This window comes from Deltaproteobacteria bacterium CG11_big_fil_rev_8_21_14_0_20_42_23 (assembly GCA_002796345.1).
Taxonomy (GTDB): domain Bacteria; phylum UBA10199; class UBA10199; order 2-02-FULL-44-16; family 2-02-FULL-44-16; genus 1-14-0-20-42-23.
In genome coordinates, this window is record PCXC01000009.1 from 1 (window position 1) to 16,562 (window position 16,562).

Here is a 16,562-nt window from a genome sequence, read left to right on the forward strand (position 1 = left end):
GCGTAAGATGATTGTGTGTTTAAATGCCATGTTAAAAAATAACATCGCATTTTATCCGCTTTCTGCTTGACCTTTAAGACGATAGATCCCCTGGTCAAGCCAGAGGATGACAGTGTAAAGCATTCAAAATCAATCCCCGGAGTGTTAATGATAGGAAGACCAAGGCTTGATAGAAAGTGCTTCAAGTGGTTTTCGGTGAATAGATTCTACAAGGCGTTTTGCAAGTTGCAAATTGGTAATGAGCGGAACTCCAAAATCAGCAGCTGCCCTTCTAATGTTATAACCATCGGTAATCGATTGGCGTTGATACGAATTTGGAATGTTAATCACAAGATCAATTTTTCCATCGCGAATAAAATCTACCACTGAATCACTTTGTTCCGAAAGCGAGAGAAGCGTTTGCACTTTTACATCATGCTGCATCAAATAATCAGCAGTTGCCTGAGTAGCATAAACAGTGATACCCATCTGAGTGAGAATACGAGAAGATTCCAGCAAGTCAACTTTGCTTTCATCTGGTCCAGCAGAGATCAGCACGGAATGTATCGGAAACTTAAACCCAACTGACATCAAAGCCTTTAGGAAAGCATCTTCGAAGTCATCACCAATGCAACCTACTTCACCAGTTGAAGACATTTCAACCGAAAGAGTTGGATCGGCACCTTCCAAACGTGTGAACGAAAACTGTGGCGCTTTCACTCCTACATAATCAAGGTTGAAAGGTTTAAGTTTAATTTCTGGAAGCGGTTGATTCATAATTACCTGCGTTGCAAGATCGATAAGATTTTCGCCACACACTTTTGAAACAAACGGAAAACTTCGCGAAGCACGCAAATTGCATTCAATAACGCTTACACCATTATCTTTTGCTAAAAATTGAATGTTGAATGGTCCATGAATGTATAAAGCCTTTGCAATGTCAGAAGCAATACGTTTAATTTTTCGAAGCGTCTCCAAATACATGCGCTGCGGAGGCACAACTATAGTTGCATCTCCCGAGTGCACCCCTGCATTTTCTACATGCTCAGAAATAACATAAGCTTTAAGTTCACCATCTTTTGCAACGGCATCAATTTCAATTTCTTTCGCACCTAAAACGTATTGGCTAATCACCACAGGATAATCAGGTGAAAGGTTTGTTGCTTTTTCAAGAAAATCTTTCAACTGCTCATCCGTTGTGGCCACCGCCATCGCTGCACCAGAGAGCACATACGAAGGGCGAACTAAAACAGGGTAGCCAACTTTGTTGGCAAAGCTAATGGCATCATTCAACGAAGCCAACTCTTCCCAAGCAGGTTGAACAATATGAAGTTTATCAAGCAAGCCAGAAAACAAATGTCTGTTTTCTGCGTTATCGATGTATTTTGCCTGCGTTCCTAAAAGCGTAACACCTTCAGCGGAAAGCTTTGTGGCTAGGTTGTTTGCCACTTGTCCACCCATCGCCAAAATAATACCTGAGGGTTTTTCTTTCTCATAAATATCTAAAATAGTTTCAAAAGTGATTTCTTCAAAATAAAGTCGGTCACATTCATCATAATCAGTTGAAACTGTTTCGGGATTACAATTCACCAGCAAGGTTTGATATCCCATTTTTCGAAGCGACTGAACACAACTCACACAACACCAATCAAATTCAACAGAACTTCCAATGCGATATGCACCAGAACCAAGCACCATCACTTTTTTCTGCTTTCCACTTTCAAAACTCACATCAGATTCTGCGCCATTATAAGTAGAGTAGAGATAATTGGTTTGAGCAGGATATTCAGCTGCAAGCGTATCAACTTGTTTAATGAAAGGAAGAAGTCCTATTTTTTTTCGAAGCGCTCTCACGTCTGCTTCTTCTTTTTTACAAATCTTTGCAATTTGCTTATCTGAAAAACCAAACTCTTTTGCTTTTTTTAAGAGTGCATTTGAAGTTTCAGTTTTTTCTGAAAAAAGATCCGCTTTTTGTAGCGATTTTTCAATGTTTGCAATGTTATTTAACTTAGAAAGAAACCACGGATCGATTGAAGAAAGCTTGTAAAGCTGATCTATATCTGATCCTGCGAGCAGTGCTTGGTAAACGGCAAAAACCCGTTCATCCGTTGGCGCTGCGATTTCTTGATTGAGGTTTTTAAATTGAATTTGATCTGAAGCCGCAAGTCCATCAACGCCAATCTCTAACATACGAAGGCCTTTTTGAAGCGCTTCCTCAAACTTTCGGCCAATAGCCATAATTTCGCCAACCGACTTCATGCCAGAGCCAAGTTTTTTTGAAACCATGCGGAATTTTTTTAAATCCCATCTTGGAATTTTCACTACAACGTAATCAAGCGCAGGTTCAAAACAAGCTTTCGTAGAACCAGTAACTGAATTTTTAATTTCTAAAAGTGATTTCCCAAGCGCAATTTTTGCAGCCACAAAGGCAAGTGGATATCCCGTTGCTTTTGAAGCTAAAGCGGAACTTCGTGACAGGCGTGCATTGACTTCGATGACACGATATCGTGACGATTTTGGATCTAGCGCAAACTGAACATTGCATTCACCCACAATACCCAAATGTTTTACGGTACGAATAGAAACTTCACGGAGCAAATGGTATTCGTGATTGGTTAACGTTTGCGAAGGTGCCACAACAATACTTTCACCGGTGTGAATTCCCAAAGGATCAAAATTTTCCATATTGCAAACAGCAATACAGTTATCTTCTTTGTCGCGAACAATTTCGTATTCAACTTCTTTCCAGCCTTTGAGTGATTCTTCTACTAAAATTTGATTAGTATACTTGAATGCTGCTGTTATTTTTTCAAGCAAAGCTTTTTCATCTGTACAAACACCAGACCCAAGCCCACCAAGCGCATACGCAATACGCACCATAACGGGATAGCCAATTTCAAGCGCAGCTCTTTTTGCTTCTTCAATATTTGTAGTGGCTTTGCTTTTTGCAATGGAGACATCAATACTTTCAAGCTCACGCGCAAACAATTCTCTGTCTTCAGTCTTGATAATTGTTGAAACTGGAGTTCCTAAAACTTGCACATCATATTTTTTTAAGATGCCCGAACGTTCAAGCTCTACACCGCAGTTGAGCGCTGTTTGCCCTCCAAATGAAAGCAAGATGCCATCGGGTTTTTCTTTTTGAATAATTTTTTCTACGTACTCAGGAGTAACAGGAAGAAAATATACTTCGTCTGCTAATCCTTCAGAAGTTTGAATGGTTGCAATGTTGGGATTTACCAAAACTGTTTTAACACCCTCTTCCTTCAAGGCTTTAATGGCTTGGCTTCCGGAATAGTCAAACTCTCCGGCCTCTCCAATTTTGAGAGCGCCAGAACCAAGTACTAAAACTTTTTCTATTTTCTTTTTCATCTTCTTTTTATCCAAGCATTGAAAGAAACTCATCAAACAAAAATGCGGTATCAACCGGGCCAGGCATGGCTTCGGGATGAAACTGTACACTCATGAAGGGTTTTGTTTTATGTCGAAGCCCTTCGTTTGAGCCATCATTTGCGTTTTCAAACCAAGGTTCCCAATCTGAAGGAAGTGTTTTTTCATCAACGGCATAGCCATGGTTTTGAGATGTGATGTAACATCGCTTCGTCCCAACAACAAAACAGGGCTGGTTTTGCGAGCGATGCCCAAATTTGAGTTTGTACGTTTTTGCACCAACGGCAAGAGACATCAGTTGATTGCCTAAGCAAATTCCAAAAAGAGGTATTTCGGCTTTCAGCACTTTTTGGAGATTTCGAATTGTAGCCTGATTTGCGGTGGGATCGCCAGGACCGTTGGAACATAAAACTCCATCAACATCTAAGCTAGTGACATCGTAGTTCCATGGCACACGAATAACAGTTGCGCCACGTTTCATAAGAGAATGAATGATGGTATTTTTACAACCACAGTCGATAAGTGCTATTCGTTTTTTTCCACCATCGTAGGTAATTGACGTTTTCACACTTACTTCTGAAACAACATGTCTGGATGTCTTTGGCTCAAACACCAAGTTCTTTACCTGCAAAGCTGGAACATTTTTTTCTTGAATTATTTTTGCACGCATCGTCCCTTTACTTCGAAGATGCTTTGTAAGTGCTCGTGTATCCACACCACAGATACCCGGAACTCCTTGCTGCACAAGCCAATCCGAAAGACCAGAATGTGACTGCCAATGATAATGGGTTTCAGAATACTCCGAAACAACAAGCCCAGAAATCTGAACGCGGTCAGATTCGAACCACTCTCGAAGTGCGGTTTGGCTATCGTCGGGAACTCCATAATTTCCAATAAGGGGATAGGTGAGCACCAAGATTTGACCGCGGTAAGATGGATCTGTAAATGACTCTGGATAGCCTACCATGCCGGTATTAAAGACGATTTCGCCAAAAGAATCTGCTGGAGCACCAAAAGAAAAACCAGGAAATATTGTACCGTCTTCAAGAAGAAGTGTGATGGGGGTTTGCTGCGATGTCGACTGATGAAGTAAACTCATTAAATTGCCTGGCCTTCTATGCAAACTGTCTGCATGAGTCAAGTCTTTTCAAAAGAGTTCCAAAAAGAAAAAGGCCACTTTCTTTTTCAAAAAAATGGCCTTTCTTTATGTATGATATTTCCAGATCAATTCAACGGAAAGGCAACGAAAATACTCGCAATTCCTCTTTTCAGAAACAGTCTTACCACCTTCCCTTTTTCTAATTTTTTTATGAGGTCTTTATAAGAGCTCATATTCGTTACTTTAGCTCCATTCATTTCCAACAGAATATCGCCAGATCGTACATCAGCTGCTTCTGCTGAAGAACCTGGTTCAACACGCTCAATCACTACTCCACTTGTTCCCTTTGGAAGTTCATAACGTTGAAAATCACTTTCGGAAAGCGACCTGGTAACAAGGCCCAAGACATCAGCCTTTCCGCCTGATGCAGACGGTGATGCTTCTGCCAATCTTTCATCTTCGTTCATTCCAATTTTTCCTTTCAGCTGGACTTCTTTTCCTTCGCGCAAAACGATGACGTCAACTTCTTTGCCAGGGATAGTGTTTCCAACTGTTAGAGAGAGATCGTAGGGATCATTTATTTTTTGACCATCAAACATCGTGATCACATCGCCTCTTTTAATCCCCAGCTTTGCTGCGGGTGAACCATCAAAGACTTCGGCGATAAGAGCGCCATCTTCGTCTTTGATGCCAAACGACTTTGCCAACTCAGGAGTAATTTCTTGGATGGAAACTCCAAGCCAACCACGAGTTACCTTTCCGTCTTTTTCAAGTTGTGGAGCAATTTGTTTGGCCAAGTTGATAGGGATGGCAAAGCCAATGCCTTGGCCCGTTGCATAAATCATGGTGTTAATGCCAATCACTTCGCCTTTCAAGTTGAAGAGTGGACCGCCACTATTTCCGGGATTAATAGAAGCATCGGTCTGAATAAATTTCGCGTATGGGCCGCCACCAATCACTCTGCCCGTTGCGGAAACAACTCCGACGGTTACGGTTTGCTCCAAGCCAAAAGGATTTCCAATTGCCATGGTCCAGTCTCCAGGCCGCATGGAATCTGAATCTCCCAGGACTGCAGTGGGAAGTTTTGCTTTTTCTTTAATTTTGATTACGGCAACATCTGTTTTTTCGTCTGTACCAACCACGATTGCTTTATATTTTCTTCCATCTTTTAATTTTACTTCAATTTGATCTGCACCACTTATCACGTGATTGTTGGTTAAGATGGTTCCATTTTCTTCGATGATAACACCCGAGCCCAAACTGTTGCGTTTTTCTTCCTCTGGCATTTGATCAAAAAATCTATTGAAGAAATCATTGAAGGGATCGTTTGGTCCAAATTGTCTAAACGGCATTTGACGATTGTTCTTTACGGTGGTTTGCGTTGAAATATTGACAACCGCTGGGCTTACTCGCTCTGCCAAATCTGCAAAAGATGCTGGCCGGTTATCAAACCATGATGCAGGCTTTATTTGCGGAGCAGGAACAGTTTCACTTTTCACCACATCATCAGTTATAGCGGGTTTGATACCGCCAAAATGAGCTAGCGCAAAAATAGTGCCTGCGCTCACCAAACAAGCAATTCCCAACAATGTCAGAAATGAAAATCTTTTTTTCTTCACGGTTTACTCCTTTGTTCAAGATGAAGACTTTGTTGCTTCGACAAAAATCATTCTAAGATTATACAAAATTTCTGAAAGGAATTTTTCCTCATCCTTGTTTAAATTCCCTTTTGTTTTTTCTTCTAGAAGACTTATGACATCAATAGTCTGCCGCGCCAAATCATTATTTTTTTCTTTCTTTCCCGTTGATGGATTTGGAACAATCCCTAAGTGAATCTGTGCGGAAGAAGCTAGGGAAAGAATAAAAGTTGGAAAATCTATAGATCTCAATGCATCTTTGGATGCACCTTGGTAAGCTTCTTCTACCTGCTCTTTTTCCTTGTCGTTGGTCATAATTTTCCTCACTTGATGTAAAATAAAATTTTTTGGAATTTACTGCTCGCAGGCTAGATTGTCAAGAAATGGGCCTTCGCCCCTCCTCTCTGTATGAATCCTCGTTTTAAGAAACTTGTCTGGAATAGCTTGCACTTTTAAACGAGCTCTTTTATGCATCACTCACTGTGAAAAAAACTCTCTCTCTTCTCTTTAGTTTTACTTTTCTTTTTGCCGTTTCGTGCGCGAAAGAAAACAAACATCGATCATCGTCGGCAGATCAAGAACTGGCCAACTGTCTAGGCATGATTAAGAAAAAATCTTACGAAGATGGCCTTCTTTGTCTCGAAAATGTGAAGGCTCGATATCCAAGTTCACGAGCTGCCCAAGATGCTGAACTCAAAATTGCAGATTCTTATTTTCAACAAGAAGACTACTTGTTGGCAGCCGAGTCCTACATAGGCTACATCAAGCTTTATCCGCGAAATAAAAATGTCGACTACGCCTATTACCGCGCCGGCCTCTCGTACTATCACTCCAGTCCAAAGGCAATAGACCGCGATCAAGAATACTTGGCTGATGCCGTTGGCTATTTTGAAACTCTTATAACACACTACCCGCAAAGCCCCTATTTAAACATAGCGCAGAAGCTTCGCTTTGATAGTAGAGTGAAAATTGCGGAAAGACATTTTTATGTCGCCAAATTTTATTTTAAAACTAAAGAGTATGTTGCTTCAATTCCTCGCTTCGAAGAAATTGTAGAAAAATTTTCTGAAACCCCACACGTTCCCGAATCTTTGTTCCACATCGTAAAAGCGAACCTCAAATTAAAAAACCTTGAAGCAGCAAAAAATGCTTACGGAAAACTTGCTCTTGAACATGAAAAAAGCAAGTGGACCAAAAAGGCCGAATCAATTCTCATTCGTGCTAGCAAAAAAATGAAATAAAGGAGCACAATATGGATTCATTTCGAAAACTTATCGATCTTGGAAAAGAAGCCTTTGAAAAGCGTGATTATGACGATGCAGAAAGACACCTAAGAAAAGTTGCTAACGAACGGCCTCATTATGCAGACGTGATGAATATTTTGGGTGTCATTTGCCACATGAGTGGAAGGTTTACCGCCGCCACTTCTTATTTTCAAAAAGCTCTCAAAATCAACCCCAATTATACCGAAGCTCTGCTGAACCTCACGGTTTTGTATAATGATCTTGGAAAATATGAAGAAGCAAAAAAATTGTACTCTCACTTAAAAAAGAAATCTGGAAAACAACACGATATCGAACCGGTGCTAAAAGGAAAACTTTCAAACCTTCATGCTGAAATTGGCGATATTTACAGATCTATCTCTCTTTACCCCTTCGCCATTTGCGAATATGAAAAGGCACTCGAACTGAACCCTGCTTATTTAGACATTCGCACCAAATTGGGGCAGGCCCTCCGCGAAAATGGAGATCTTACACGTTCAAAAAATGAACTTGAGCAAGTGGTAAAAGCCAACACTCACTTTGGCCCTGGAAAAGTTCAGCTTGGAGTAACTTTGTATTGCGTGGATAAAGTGGGGGAAGCAAGAAAATTGTGGAAACAAGTTATCGATAAAAATCCAGAAAATGAATTTGCAAAGATGTACTTAAAGCTTTCTGAGTTCCAATCTCAAAAACCATCTTCTTCAGAAAAAAAATCTGCAAGCACATCAACAAAAGCCAAAAAGAAAAGCAGCGCAAAAAAAGTGGCGAAGAAAAAATCTGTGAAGAAGAAGTGATATATTTCTAAATCCAGGTTTTTATTTCCTCTCCACCAATTCAATGAGGCAAACAAAAATTGTTTGAGACAAGGCAGTTTGACGAAGCTTCCGGAGGCGTACTGTGTTGTACGTCGAGGAAAGCTGAGGAAAACTAACGCAGTATCAAGCAATTTTTGTTTGCCGACACTGCCAATACTACTTGGAAACGCGTTCTACGTATTCATTGGTCTCTGTATTCACGCGAATGGTTTCGCCAGCGTTTACAAATGGTGGCACCATTACAACTAAGCCTGTTTCCAAAACAGCTTTTTTGTATGAAGTGGTTGCCGTTTGATTTTTGATAGCCGCATCAGCTTCTACAATTTTCAAATCAACGTTCAGCGGAAGATCAATACCAACGGGCTTTTCCTCGAAGAAAGTAACGGTAACTCTATTGTTGGGAAGAATATAGTGAATCGCATCGCCAAAAAGATCGTGGCCGACTGCAATTTGTTCGTAGTTTTCAGTGTTCATCAAGTGATATTCTTCACCATCATCGTAAAGGTATTCCATCTCCACCGCATCAAGTCTTGCTGGCTCTAATTTATCATCAGAGTTCCAACGCGTAGGGAAAGAGTTGCCCGTTTTCAAATTGCGAAGCGTAGCTTGAACGTGAGCGTGACCTTTACCTGGAGTAACGTGATCTTTTTTGAGCACACGGCAAAGTTCGCCATCAATTAAAAGCACCATTCCTTCTCTTACTTTCGTTGCTGCAATCATCACTAACCTTCCTTTATAAGTTCGTCTTTCAAGCTGTGGCTTCTATAGAGCCGGAAAAAAAACTGCAAGGCCTTATTTTAAAAGTTCCTCAACTTTTTCCAGCGCCTGCTGCAAAGCAGAAACATTTGTGCCCCCACCTTGCGCAAAATCGGCTTTTCCGCCACCTTTTCCATCTACAATGGGAGTAATGTGCTTGATGATATCGCCCGCTTTGATCCTGTTTTGAAGGCTTTGCGGAACCTTTGCCACTAACGAAACTTTCCCTTCATCATACGATCCAAGTACAAGCACGGTGTTTTCGGGAATGTTTAAGCTCATGGATGCAAGTTCTCGCAATTCTTTTGAGCCAAGTTCTCCAAGTGAACATGAAAGTAATTGCACATCTCCAAAATCTTTCAGCGCTTTTGCTTCAAGCTCAGTTTTGAGTTGTTCTAGTTTTTTGTGAGACTGTTGCTTGTCCAATTGTTTGAGCTGAGCATCAAGAGAAAATGAAAAATCGAGCAATTCATTTTTACGCTTTGAATATTCCACCAAAAAAAGCGCGGGATCTGAAAAAGTGAGAGTTGAAACAAGAGCTTCTAAATGAGGCTTGGGAGAAGAAGGTTTTCCTCCAGAAGATAACAGTGCTTCCATTTTTTTTGCTATTTCTTCTAACAAAGTGCGTTCTTCTTTTTCTTTATGCTGATAAGCAAGATCGGCGGTAGCAGCTTCTATCCTGCGCACACCAGCTGCCACACTTGATTCAGACTCGATGCTCACAAGTTTAATTTCTCCGGTAGAAGAAGTATGTGTTCCACCGCAAAGCTCTTTTGAAAAATCTCCCACTTCAACCAGACGAACAATGTCGCCATATTTTTCACCAAAAAAAGCAAGCGCACCTTTTGCAATAGCTTCATCGTAAGGAAGTTCGTTCGTTTCAACCTTGATATTATTTTTGATAGCATTGTTGGCAAGCTCTTGAATTTTTTTCCAATCATCTTTGCTGAGCGCTTGAAAATGTGAGAAGTCGAAACGAAGCCTGTCTTCGTTTACATGTGAACCTGCTTGCTTCACATGCTCACCCAAGGTTTCACGGAGCGCCTTGTGTAACAAGTGTGTTGCTGTGTGGTTGGCTGCAATTTTTTTCCGGCGAACTTCATCAACCTGAAGCTGAAGTTCATCACCAAAAAATAATTCGCCCTCAAGCACTTTTGCTTTGTGCACATGCAAACCGGGAACAGGCTTTTGGGTATCCAAAATGGTCAACTTCACTTTTGCTGATGAAGCGGTACCAGTATCACCAACCTGGCCACCACTCTCAGCATAGAACGGAGTTTTATCCGTGGTGAAAAAAACAATGTCACCTTTTTGCGCTTTTTCTCTTTTTTCACCATCCATAACAATCGCATTTATACGGCCCACACATTTTGTTTCTTTGTAGCCAACAAAAGTGGAATTGAGACCTTCTGAAAATACTTGCTGCCAAACGTGTCCAACTTTTTCTTCGCCCGAACCCTTCCAACTTGCCCTGGCCATTTTTTTCTGCTCTTCCATACAAACATCAAAACCCGCATCATCAAGCGTAAAGCCTTTTTCCGCGGCGATGAGTTCGGTGAGGTCTTTGGGAAAACCAAAGGTATCGTAAAGCTTGAAAATAGTTTCGCCGGCCAGTTCCGTTTTGTGGGCAGCTTTCAATTGAGCAAAGGCTTCTTCTAAAAGAGCTAAGCCTCGTTCTAGAGTTTCAAAAAAGCGTTCTTCTTCTGCACGAATCACTTTTTCGATGAACGCTTCATTGTTTTTTAATTCAGGATAAGCTGGCGACATTTCAGAAACCAGTTTTGGAACCAAGTGAACAAGAAAGGGTTCATGCTGATCCAATGATTTACCAAAGCGAATTGCCCTTCTCATAATTCGGCGAAGCACATATCCGCGGCCTTCGTTGGAAGGCGTCACACCATCAGAAATGAGAAAGCAACTTGCGCGTAAATGATCTGCGATTACACGCAGCGCAACATGCACTTCACTCCTTTCAGCTTCTTTGTGTTTTGTAATTTTTTCAATTTCAGTAATCAACGGCAGAAAAACATCAGTTTCCCAATTGCTGCGTTTGCCTTGAAGCACACAAGCGAGGCGCTCTAGCCCCATGCCGGTATCTATTGATGGCGCCGCGAGTTGATGGCGTGTTCCATCGGCACGTTGATCAAACTGCATGAATACCAGATTCCAAATTTCCATAAAGCGAGTGGTTTCCAATGTTTCTTTTGTTACTTCACCGCTACCAGGTTCAAAATCCCACATGATTTCCGAGCAAGGACCACAAGGCCCAGTGTCACCCATGGACCAAAAGTTATCTTTTTCATCGAGGCGAAAAATGTGATCAGCCGTAACATGTTGTTTCCACAGCTCTTCTGCTTCATCGTCTTCGCGAAAAACGGTAACGTACATTTGTTTTGGATTGAGGCCTAAGTCTTTGGTGAGAAACTCCCACGCGTAAGCAATGGCTTCTTTTTTGAAGTAATCACCAAAGCTAAAGTTGCCCAGCATTTCAAAAAAAGTGTGATGCCTTGGAGTTTTGCCCACATTTTCGAGGTCATTGTGCTTTCCAGAAACACGCATACATTTTTGCGAAGAACACGCGCGAGGAGATGGCGATTTTAATTCTCCTAAAAAATATTCTTTAAACTGAACCATGCCAGCATTAGTGAAAAAAAGCGTGGGATCATTTTGAGGAACAAGACTGGAACTTTTGACACGCATATGTCCTTTCTGCTCAAAAAAGTTCAAAAACCGCTCACGAATCTCTGCTGCTGTCATGTTCACTCCAATATTTTTGGGAGAATAAAAATCCTGTTTCGTCGTTCTATTGCCATAAACCATGCACAAACAAAAAGCCGGGGCGCAAGCTAGCGTCCCGGCTTTTCAAAAGCAACCCTAAACATCAGGAGGAGGTTAAGAACTTTTTTTCATTTTTATTGGGGCTTTATCTGCATCTGCTTTTGCCTCTTCGGGGTTAGCAACGGCTGCTGCACCACCATTTTGCACGCGAAGGCCAATACCATGCTTTGCAAGAACGGCTTTTTCCAAACGCTCTAAGACTTTTGGATTTTCTTTGAGGTATATTTTTGCATTTTCTCTACCTTGGCCAAGCTTCTCTTCACCGCAAGTATACCAAGCTCCACTTTTTTCTACGAAGCCCGCATCAGCTGCAAGATCAAGCACATCGCCCGTGCGAGAAACACCTTCGCCATACACAATATCAAACTCAGCTTGTCTAAATGGTGGAGCCACTTTATTTTTTACTACTTTTACTCGCGTTCTGTTCCCAATAATCTCTTCACCATTTTTGATAGCGCCAGTGCGTCTGATATCTAAACGAACCGATGCATAAAACTTAAGCGCGTTTCCGCCCGTTGTCGTTTCAGGATTTCCAAACATCACCCCAATTTTCATACGAATTTGGTTGATGAAAATAAGCATAGTGCCCGATTTTGAAATAGTGGCCGTGAGCTTACGAAGCGCCTGACTCATCAACCTAGCTTGAGCGCCCATTTGCGCATCGCCCATTTCGCCTTCAAGTTCGGCACGTGGTGTAAGTGCTGCAACCGAATCCACCACTAGCAGACCTACTGCGCCAGAACGCACAAGCGTATCGGCAATTTCAAGCGCTTGCTCTCCGCTGTCTGGCTGAGAAATAAGCAAGTCTTCAGTATTCACACCAAGTTTTCGTGCGTAGTCTACGTCTAAGGCGTGCTCGGCATCTACAAAGGCGCAAACTAAGCCTTTCTTTTGTGCATTGGCAACGGCTTGCAGCGCCAACGTGGTTTTACCAGAAGATTCTGGACCATAGACTTCGATGACTCTGCCACGAGGCAAACCACCAACACCAAGTGCAACATCTAAAGACAAGGAACCAGTGGAAATAACATCAAGCCCCTGAAACAAAGGCTCGTCTTTGCCAAGCCGCATGATAGAACCTTTTCCAAATTGCTTTTCAATGGAGGCAACTGCAAGTGCAAGTGCCTTTTCGCGATCAACATTGTTGTTTTGTACTGTACTCATGTGCGTTCTCCTTTGTTGCTCCCCCACTTGCCACTATGGCCAGAGAGAGAACGGCTAAAAGTATAAAGTTAAAGTGTTTTTGTGCTTCGGCCCCATCAATATGAAAGCATAATCATAACGAGCGTTCACTTATCAAGACTATTTTTTAAAATATTTAAGGCAGCCCAAGCAGCACGTTCTTTGAATGAAGTTCGGGTGGTGTGAAAGACAAAATGTTCGCAGAGAGTTTCGCTCACAGATGAAAGCGCAACATAGACAGTACCAAGAGGTTTTTCGTTTGCTCCACCAGCGGGACCTGCAATACCAGTAAGGCTTAGCGCGTAATCGGCATGTGATTTTTTGCGTAAAGCATTTGCCATTTCAAGTGCCACTTCTTTTGAAACTGCACCCTTTTCCTTCAAGAGTTTTTCCGAAATGCCCAACTCATCATGCTTCGCTTGGTTTGCATAGACAACGAGTGTGCGATTGAGATAAGCCGACGCTCCAGGAATATTGGTGAGCAAATGAGAGAGATAACCACCCGTGCACGACTCAGCCAAGGCCAGCGTTTTTTTCTGCTGGGTTAATTGTTTTGCTACAAGCTGCACCAAATCTTCTTCGCCTTTGCCGTAAACAAAAGCGCCAAGCCGTTTTGTGATTTCGGCCGAAACTTTATCCACTGCTTCAGCGTTTCCAGAAAAACTTACGACTTTCAGCAAGATTTCTGGAAATTTCACACGAAAACTCAACCTACAATCGTGTAAGTTCAAACCTTCAAGCTTTTCTTGAAGGTCTGACTCGCCAATTCCATAACAGCGTAGCGTTTTATCAGAAGGCTTAGCGCTAGCTTTCTCTTCAAGCCACTTTGCAACAGAGTCATCAAACATTTGCTTCATTTCAGCAGGAACGCCAGACAGCAAAAACACATGCACTCCATCTGCTTGAATATGCACTCCAGGCGCAGTGCCAAGTTCATTGTGCAAAGGCTTTGCACCTTCGGGAAGGTAAGCTTGCTTTTTGTTGGAGCTCGCCATCACCCTTCCTCGTTTGTGGAAGAAGGCTTCGATTTCTTTCAACAGTTCGTCAGAAAGTGAAAGCGGCTTGGAAAAGGTTTTAGCAGCAACTTCTAAGGTGATGTCATCTTGCGTTGGCCCAAGTCCGCCGGTGACAATCAGCACTTCTGCGAGTGAACTTGCCATACGCAAGGCTTGCATCATGGCGGCCTCGTCATCACCAACACTTGCGTGCCACACTACTTCGTGGCCTAGGTCGTAGCAGCGCTGACTGAGCCAGGCACTGTTGGTATCGGTGATGATACCCTGAAGAATTTCGTCGCCAGTGGTAAGAAGAGCAATTTTCATGAACACTCCACAGCTTTAGAGAAAATAAATCACGATGCGCAAAAGCAAGTTGGCATAAATAGCGGCCACCACATCATCCATCACAATGCCAATACCACCGCCAACGCGCCTGTCCACCCAATTTGCGGGCCACACTTTTACAATGTCAAACAAACGAAAGAAAACAAAACCCAACGCAACCGCCATCCATGAAAACGGCACAAAGCTCATGGTCACAAAGTATCCCACCACTTCGTCTATCACGACTTCGGAAGGATCTTTTTTATCGAAAATTTTGATGGCGTTCCCTGACACCCAAATGGAAAAAAAGATAAAGCCAATGAGAAACGTGAGATATTGAGGAACAGGCAAAGCGGAAAGCAAGATATAGCAAGGGATTGCGAGCAGCGTTCCAAAAGTTCCCGGAGCTTTAGGAAGAAAACCTACTCCAAAACCAGTAGCAAAAAGTTTGAAAAATTGAAGCATTTCTTCTCCTGTAATTTTATGTTGTCAACTCATTGTCATTGCGAATGAAGTATTCGTACAGACGCATTGCAATGCGTCTCTACAATTGACAAAAACAGAATTGCCAAATGAGATCACCTTGCCACTGCCGGCAGGCCACGTCGCTAGGCTCCTCGTGACAACACTTGTGAATCAAAATGAATGTGAGCATTACTCTTAAGACTGAATGCTGTCAAAAAATTTCACCTTGATCTTTTTTGCCGAAGCTGTTCAAAAAGCGGCATGCCAAAGATAAAAGAATGTTCATGCGAGTTGTGCAAAGAATGCTGCACGCGAGAAGCCGGCTGGTTTTTGCCAGACGAAATTGCTCCGGCAGCGGCATACCTTGAAATGAGCGAAGAAGACTTTGTAGAAACTTACTGCCAAAAGCATGTGCTGGAAAATAAAGCCATAGCTCTTTCACCCAAAAGCAAACCAGGAAAACGTAACTGCATTTTTTTTGTGAAAGGCTTGTGTGCTATTCACGCTGTAAAACCATATGAATGCAAAAAAGTCTTTGCCTGCGACCCTGCCCGCAAACATGCACGAACACGAGAATTGGTGGCAAGGCAGTGGAAGTGACAAGATCGTGCAATGGAACAATAGTTCGATGGGACAATGGTTTTTGTTTGTCATGATCGCGTAAAAATAAAAACGGAGCTTTTATGAAAAAAATTTTTCTCTTTCTTCTTCTCACGCTTACTTGTGCCTTTCCACTTCATGCTGCTGAAAAGAACATCGATGATGTTATCACCTTTCAAGGATATACAAATATTGGTGTTGCTCTTCACTCTGAATTGATTCCCTTTTTGAAGGAAATTTCAGACGATGCATCGCGTGAGACTCATGTCAAAACACTTTCAGCACTTTTTCATTCAGAAAATGAAGTAAAGCTAAAAACAAATGCAGCTCAGTCAAAAAAAGTGCAGGCTCATTTGGCATTGGCACATTTCTACACCCTTCGCAGCTATTATATGAGCTTGGCACCTGTGTTTGCGCAGATGCAGCTTTTGGAAGCAAATGAAATGCTTAATCGTTATTCACTCGAAGCAGAAATGCAGAAGGCAAATAATCACTTAAAACAAGTGCTAAAACTTTCTCCAAAAGCTTCAGCACTTGCGTACCAAGACTTGGCTTTACTTGATTACCTCAAAGCAGATTTTATGAGCGCAAAAGAGCATATTTTAGAGGGAAGAGAATACTTCAAAGGAAGCGAAGATCTTTATCTGCTGGAAGCTGAAATAAAACTTGCCGAACTTTTTCACCGCAGCCAAAAACGCGACCTTCAGTTTAACCGCAGCATCATTATTATTTTATCGCCGTTGCAAAAGAAAAACATCATGCCGGATGGTTTGGCTCTCACGTATGCAAAAGCACATTACAACACCAAGGGCTATCGCGGAACTCTTGGCGTGCTTGAAGGCATTTCGCCAAAGACAGAGAAGCAGTTTGATTTACACGTAGCTTTCGGCCTCACGTATTTTCACCTGAATGAAAAAGAAAAAAGCAAAAAACATTTTGAACTCGCCCTGAAACACGCACCAAATGCGGATCAGAAGACAAAAGTGGAAAAAGTATTGCGGGAGTTTTTTTAGATCAGTCCATTTCTGTCATTACGAAGGAACGAAGTGACTGTGGTGATCTCCTCTGGTAATTTTATATTTTGTCATCCTCTGGCTTGACCAGGCCTGCCTGCCGGCGGACAGGGGATCTATCGTCTTAAAGGTCAAGCAGAAAGCGGATAAAATGCGATGTTATTTTTTAACATGGCATTTAAACACACAATCATCTTACGCATG

The 16,562-nt window shown here is 42.1% G+C and carries 13 protein-coding genes; 4 read left to right on the forward strand and 9 right to left on the reverse strand.

Features of this window, described 5'->3' with window-relative positions; all coding sequences use genetic code 11:
- Positions 1-144 precede the first annotated feature (144 nt).
- From COV43_01360 to COV43_01375, 4 genes are all read right to left on the reverse strand, one after another.
- On the reverse strand, positions 145-3,351 hold the full coding sequence (locus COV43_01360; protein PIR26504.1) for a carbamoyl phosphate synthase large subunit: 3,207 nt from the start codon (positions 3,349-3,351) through the stop codon (positions 145-147).
- Between the two features lie 7 nt (positions 3,352-3,358).
- Positions 3,359-4,468 (reverse strand): carbamoyl phosphate synthase small subunit, encoded by a 1,110-nt coding sequence (locus COV43_01365; protein PIR26505.1) that lies wholly within the window; start codon positions 4,466-4,468, stop codon positions 3,359-3,361.
- A gap of 125 nt (positions 4,469-4,593) precedes the next feature.
- Positions 4,594-6,087 (reverse strand): peptidase, encoded by a 1,494-nt coding sequence (locus tag COV43_01370; GenBank protein PIR26506.1) that lies wholly within the window; start codon positions 6,085-6,087, stop codon positions 4,594-4,596.
- A gap of 15 nt (positions 6,088-6,102) precedes the next feature.
- On the reverse strand, positions 6,103-6,420 hold the full coding sequence (locus tag COV43_01375; protein PIR26507.1) for a hypothetical protein: 318 nt from the start codon (positions 6,418-6,420) through the stop codon (positions 6,103-6,105).
- 167 nt (positions 6,421-6,587) lie between these two features.
- On the opposite strand from COV43_01375, the gene COV43_01380 reads away from it, so the two are divergent.
- On the forward strand, positions 6,588-7,346 hold the full coding sequence (locus COV43_01380) for a hypothetical protein (GenBank protein ID PIR26508.1): 759 nt from the start codon (positions 6,588-6,590) through the stop codon (positions 7,344-7,346).
- Between the two features lie 11 nt (positions 7,347-7,357).
- A complete protein-coding gene (locus COV43_01385; GenBank protein PIR26509.1) occupies positions 7,358-8,161 on the forward strand; it encodes a hypothetical protein in 804 nt (267 codons plus the stop codon).
- Between the two features lie 177 nt (positions 8,162-8,338).
- Here the strand turns inward: COV43_01385 and efp are convergent, their stop codons facing one another.
- The 5 genes from efp to COV43_01410 all read right to left on the reverse strand — a co-directional run bounded on the left by efp (position 8,339) and on the right by COV43_01410 (position 14,745).
- Positions 8,339-8,905 (reverse strand): elongation factor P, encoded by a 567-nt coding sequence (efp, locus tag COV43_01390; GenBank protein ID PIR26510.1) that lies wholly within the window; start codon positions 8,903-8,905, stop codon positions 8,339-8,341.
- A gap of 69 nt (positions 8,906-8,974) precedes the next feature.
- Entirely contained in the window at positions 8,975-11,695 is a 2,721-nt protein-coding gene (locus tag COV43_01395) for an alanine--tRNA ligase (GenBank protein ID PIR26511.1), read from the reverse strand.
- Positions 11,696-11,830: 135 nt separating this feature from the next.
- Positions 11,831-12,940 (reverse strand): recombinase RecA, encoded by a 1,110-nt coding sequence (gene recA, locus COV43_01400; protein ID PIR26512.1) that lies wholly within the window; start codon positions 12,938-12,940, stop codon positions 11,831-11,833.
- A gap of 125 nt (positions 12,941-13,065) precedes the next feature.
- On the reverse strand, positions 13,066-14,280 hold the full coding sequence (locus COV43_01405; protein ID PIR26513.1) for a competence/damage-inducible protein A: 1,215 nt from the start codon (positions 14,278-14,280) through the stop codon (positions 13,066-13,068).
- Between the two features lie 15 nt (positions 14,281-14,295).
- Positions 14,296-14,745 carry a phosphatidylglycerophosphatase A gene (locus COV43_01410; protein PIR26514.1) on the reverse strand — a complete coding sequence of 150 codons (450 nt, stop codon included), beginning with the start codon at positions 14,743-14,745 and terminating at the stop codon, positions 14,296-14,298.
- Between the two features lie 261 nt (positions 14,746-15,006).
- Between COV43_01410 and COV43_01415 the strand changes: the two genes are divergently transcribed.
- Both COV43_01415 and COV43_01420 read left to right on the forward strand, forming a co-directional pair.
- Positions 15,007-15,345 carry a hypothetical protein gene (locus COV43_01415; protein ID PIR26515.1) on the forward strand — a complete coding sequence of 113 codons (339 nt, stop codon included), beginning with the start codon at positions 15,007-15,009 and terminating at the stop codon, positions 15,343-15,345.
- Between the two features lie 83 nt (positions 15,346-15,428).
- The gene (locus COV43_01420) at positions 15,429-16,358 is read left to right on the forward strand and encodes a hypothetical protein (GenBank protein PIR26516.1); all 930 of its coding nucleotides are present in this window, start codon (positions 15,429-15,431) and stop codon (positions 16,356-16,358) included.
- Positions 16,359-16,562 lie beyond the last annotated feature (204 nt).

Coding starts and splice junctions, on each gene's coding strand:
- COV43_01405 (PIR26513.1), bottom strand. CDS start 14,280: ATGAAAATTGCTCTTCTTACCACTGGCGACGAAATTCTTCAGGGTATC.
- COV43_01410 (PIR26514.1), bottom strand. CDS start 14,745: ATGCTTCAATTTTTCAAACTTTTTGCTACTGGTTTTGGAGTAGGTTTT.
- COV43_01395 (PIR26511.1), bottom strand. CDS start 11,695: ATGACAGCAGCAGAGATTCGTGAGCGGTTTTTGAACTTTTTTGAGCAG.
- COV43_01415 (PIR26515.1), top strand. CDS start 15,007: ATGCCAAAGATAAAAGAATGTTCATGCGAGTTGTGCAAAGAATGCTGC.
- COV43_01385 (PIR26509.1), top strand. CDS start 7,358: ATGGATTCATTTCGAAAACTTATCGATCTTGGAAAAGAAGCCTTTGAA.
- COV43_01360 (PIR26504.1), bottom strand. CDS start 3,351: ATGAAAAAGAAAATAGAAAAAGTTTTAGTACTTGGTTCTGGCGCTCTC.
- COV43_01365 (PIR26505.1), bottom strand. CDS start 4,468: ATGAGTTTACTTCATCAGTCGACATCGCAGCAAACCCCCATCACACTT.
- COV43_01375 (PIR26507.1), bottom strand. CDS start 6,420: ATGACCAACGACAAGGAAAAAGAGCAGGTAGAAGAAGCTTACCAAGGT.
- recA (PIR26512.1), bottom strand. CDS start 12,940: ATGAGTACAGTACAAAACAACAATGTTGATCGCGAAAAGGCACTTGCA.
- COV43_01420 (PIR26516.1), top strand. CDS start 15,429: ATGAAAAAAATTTTTCTCTTTCTTCTTCTCACGCTTACTTGTGCCTTT.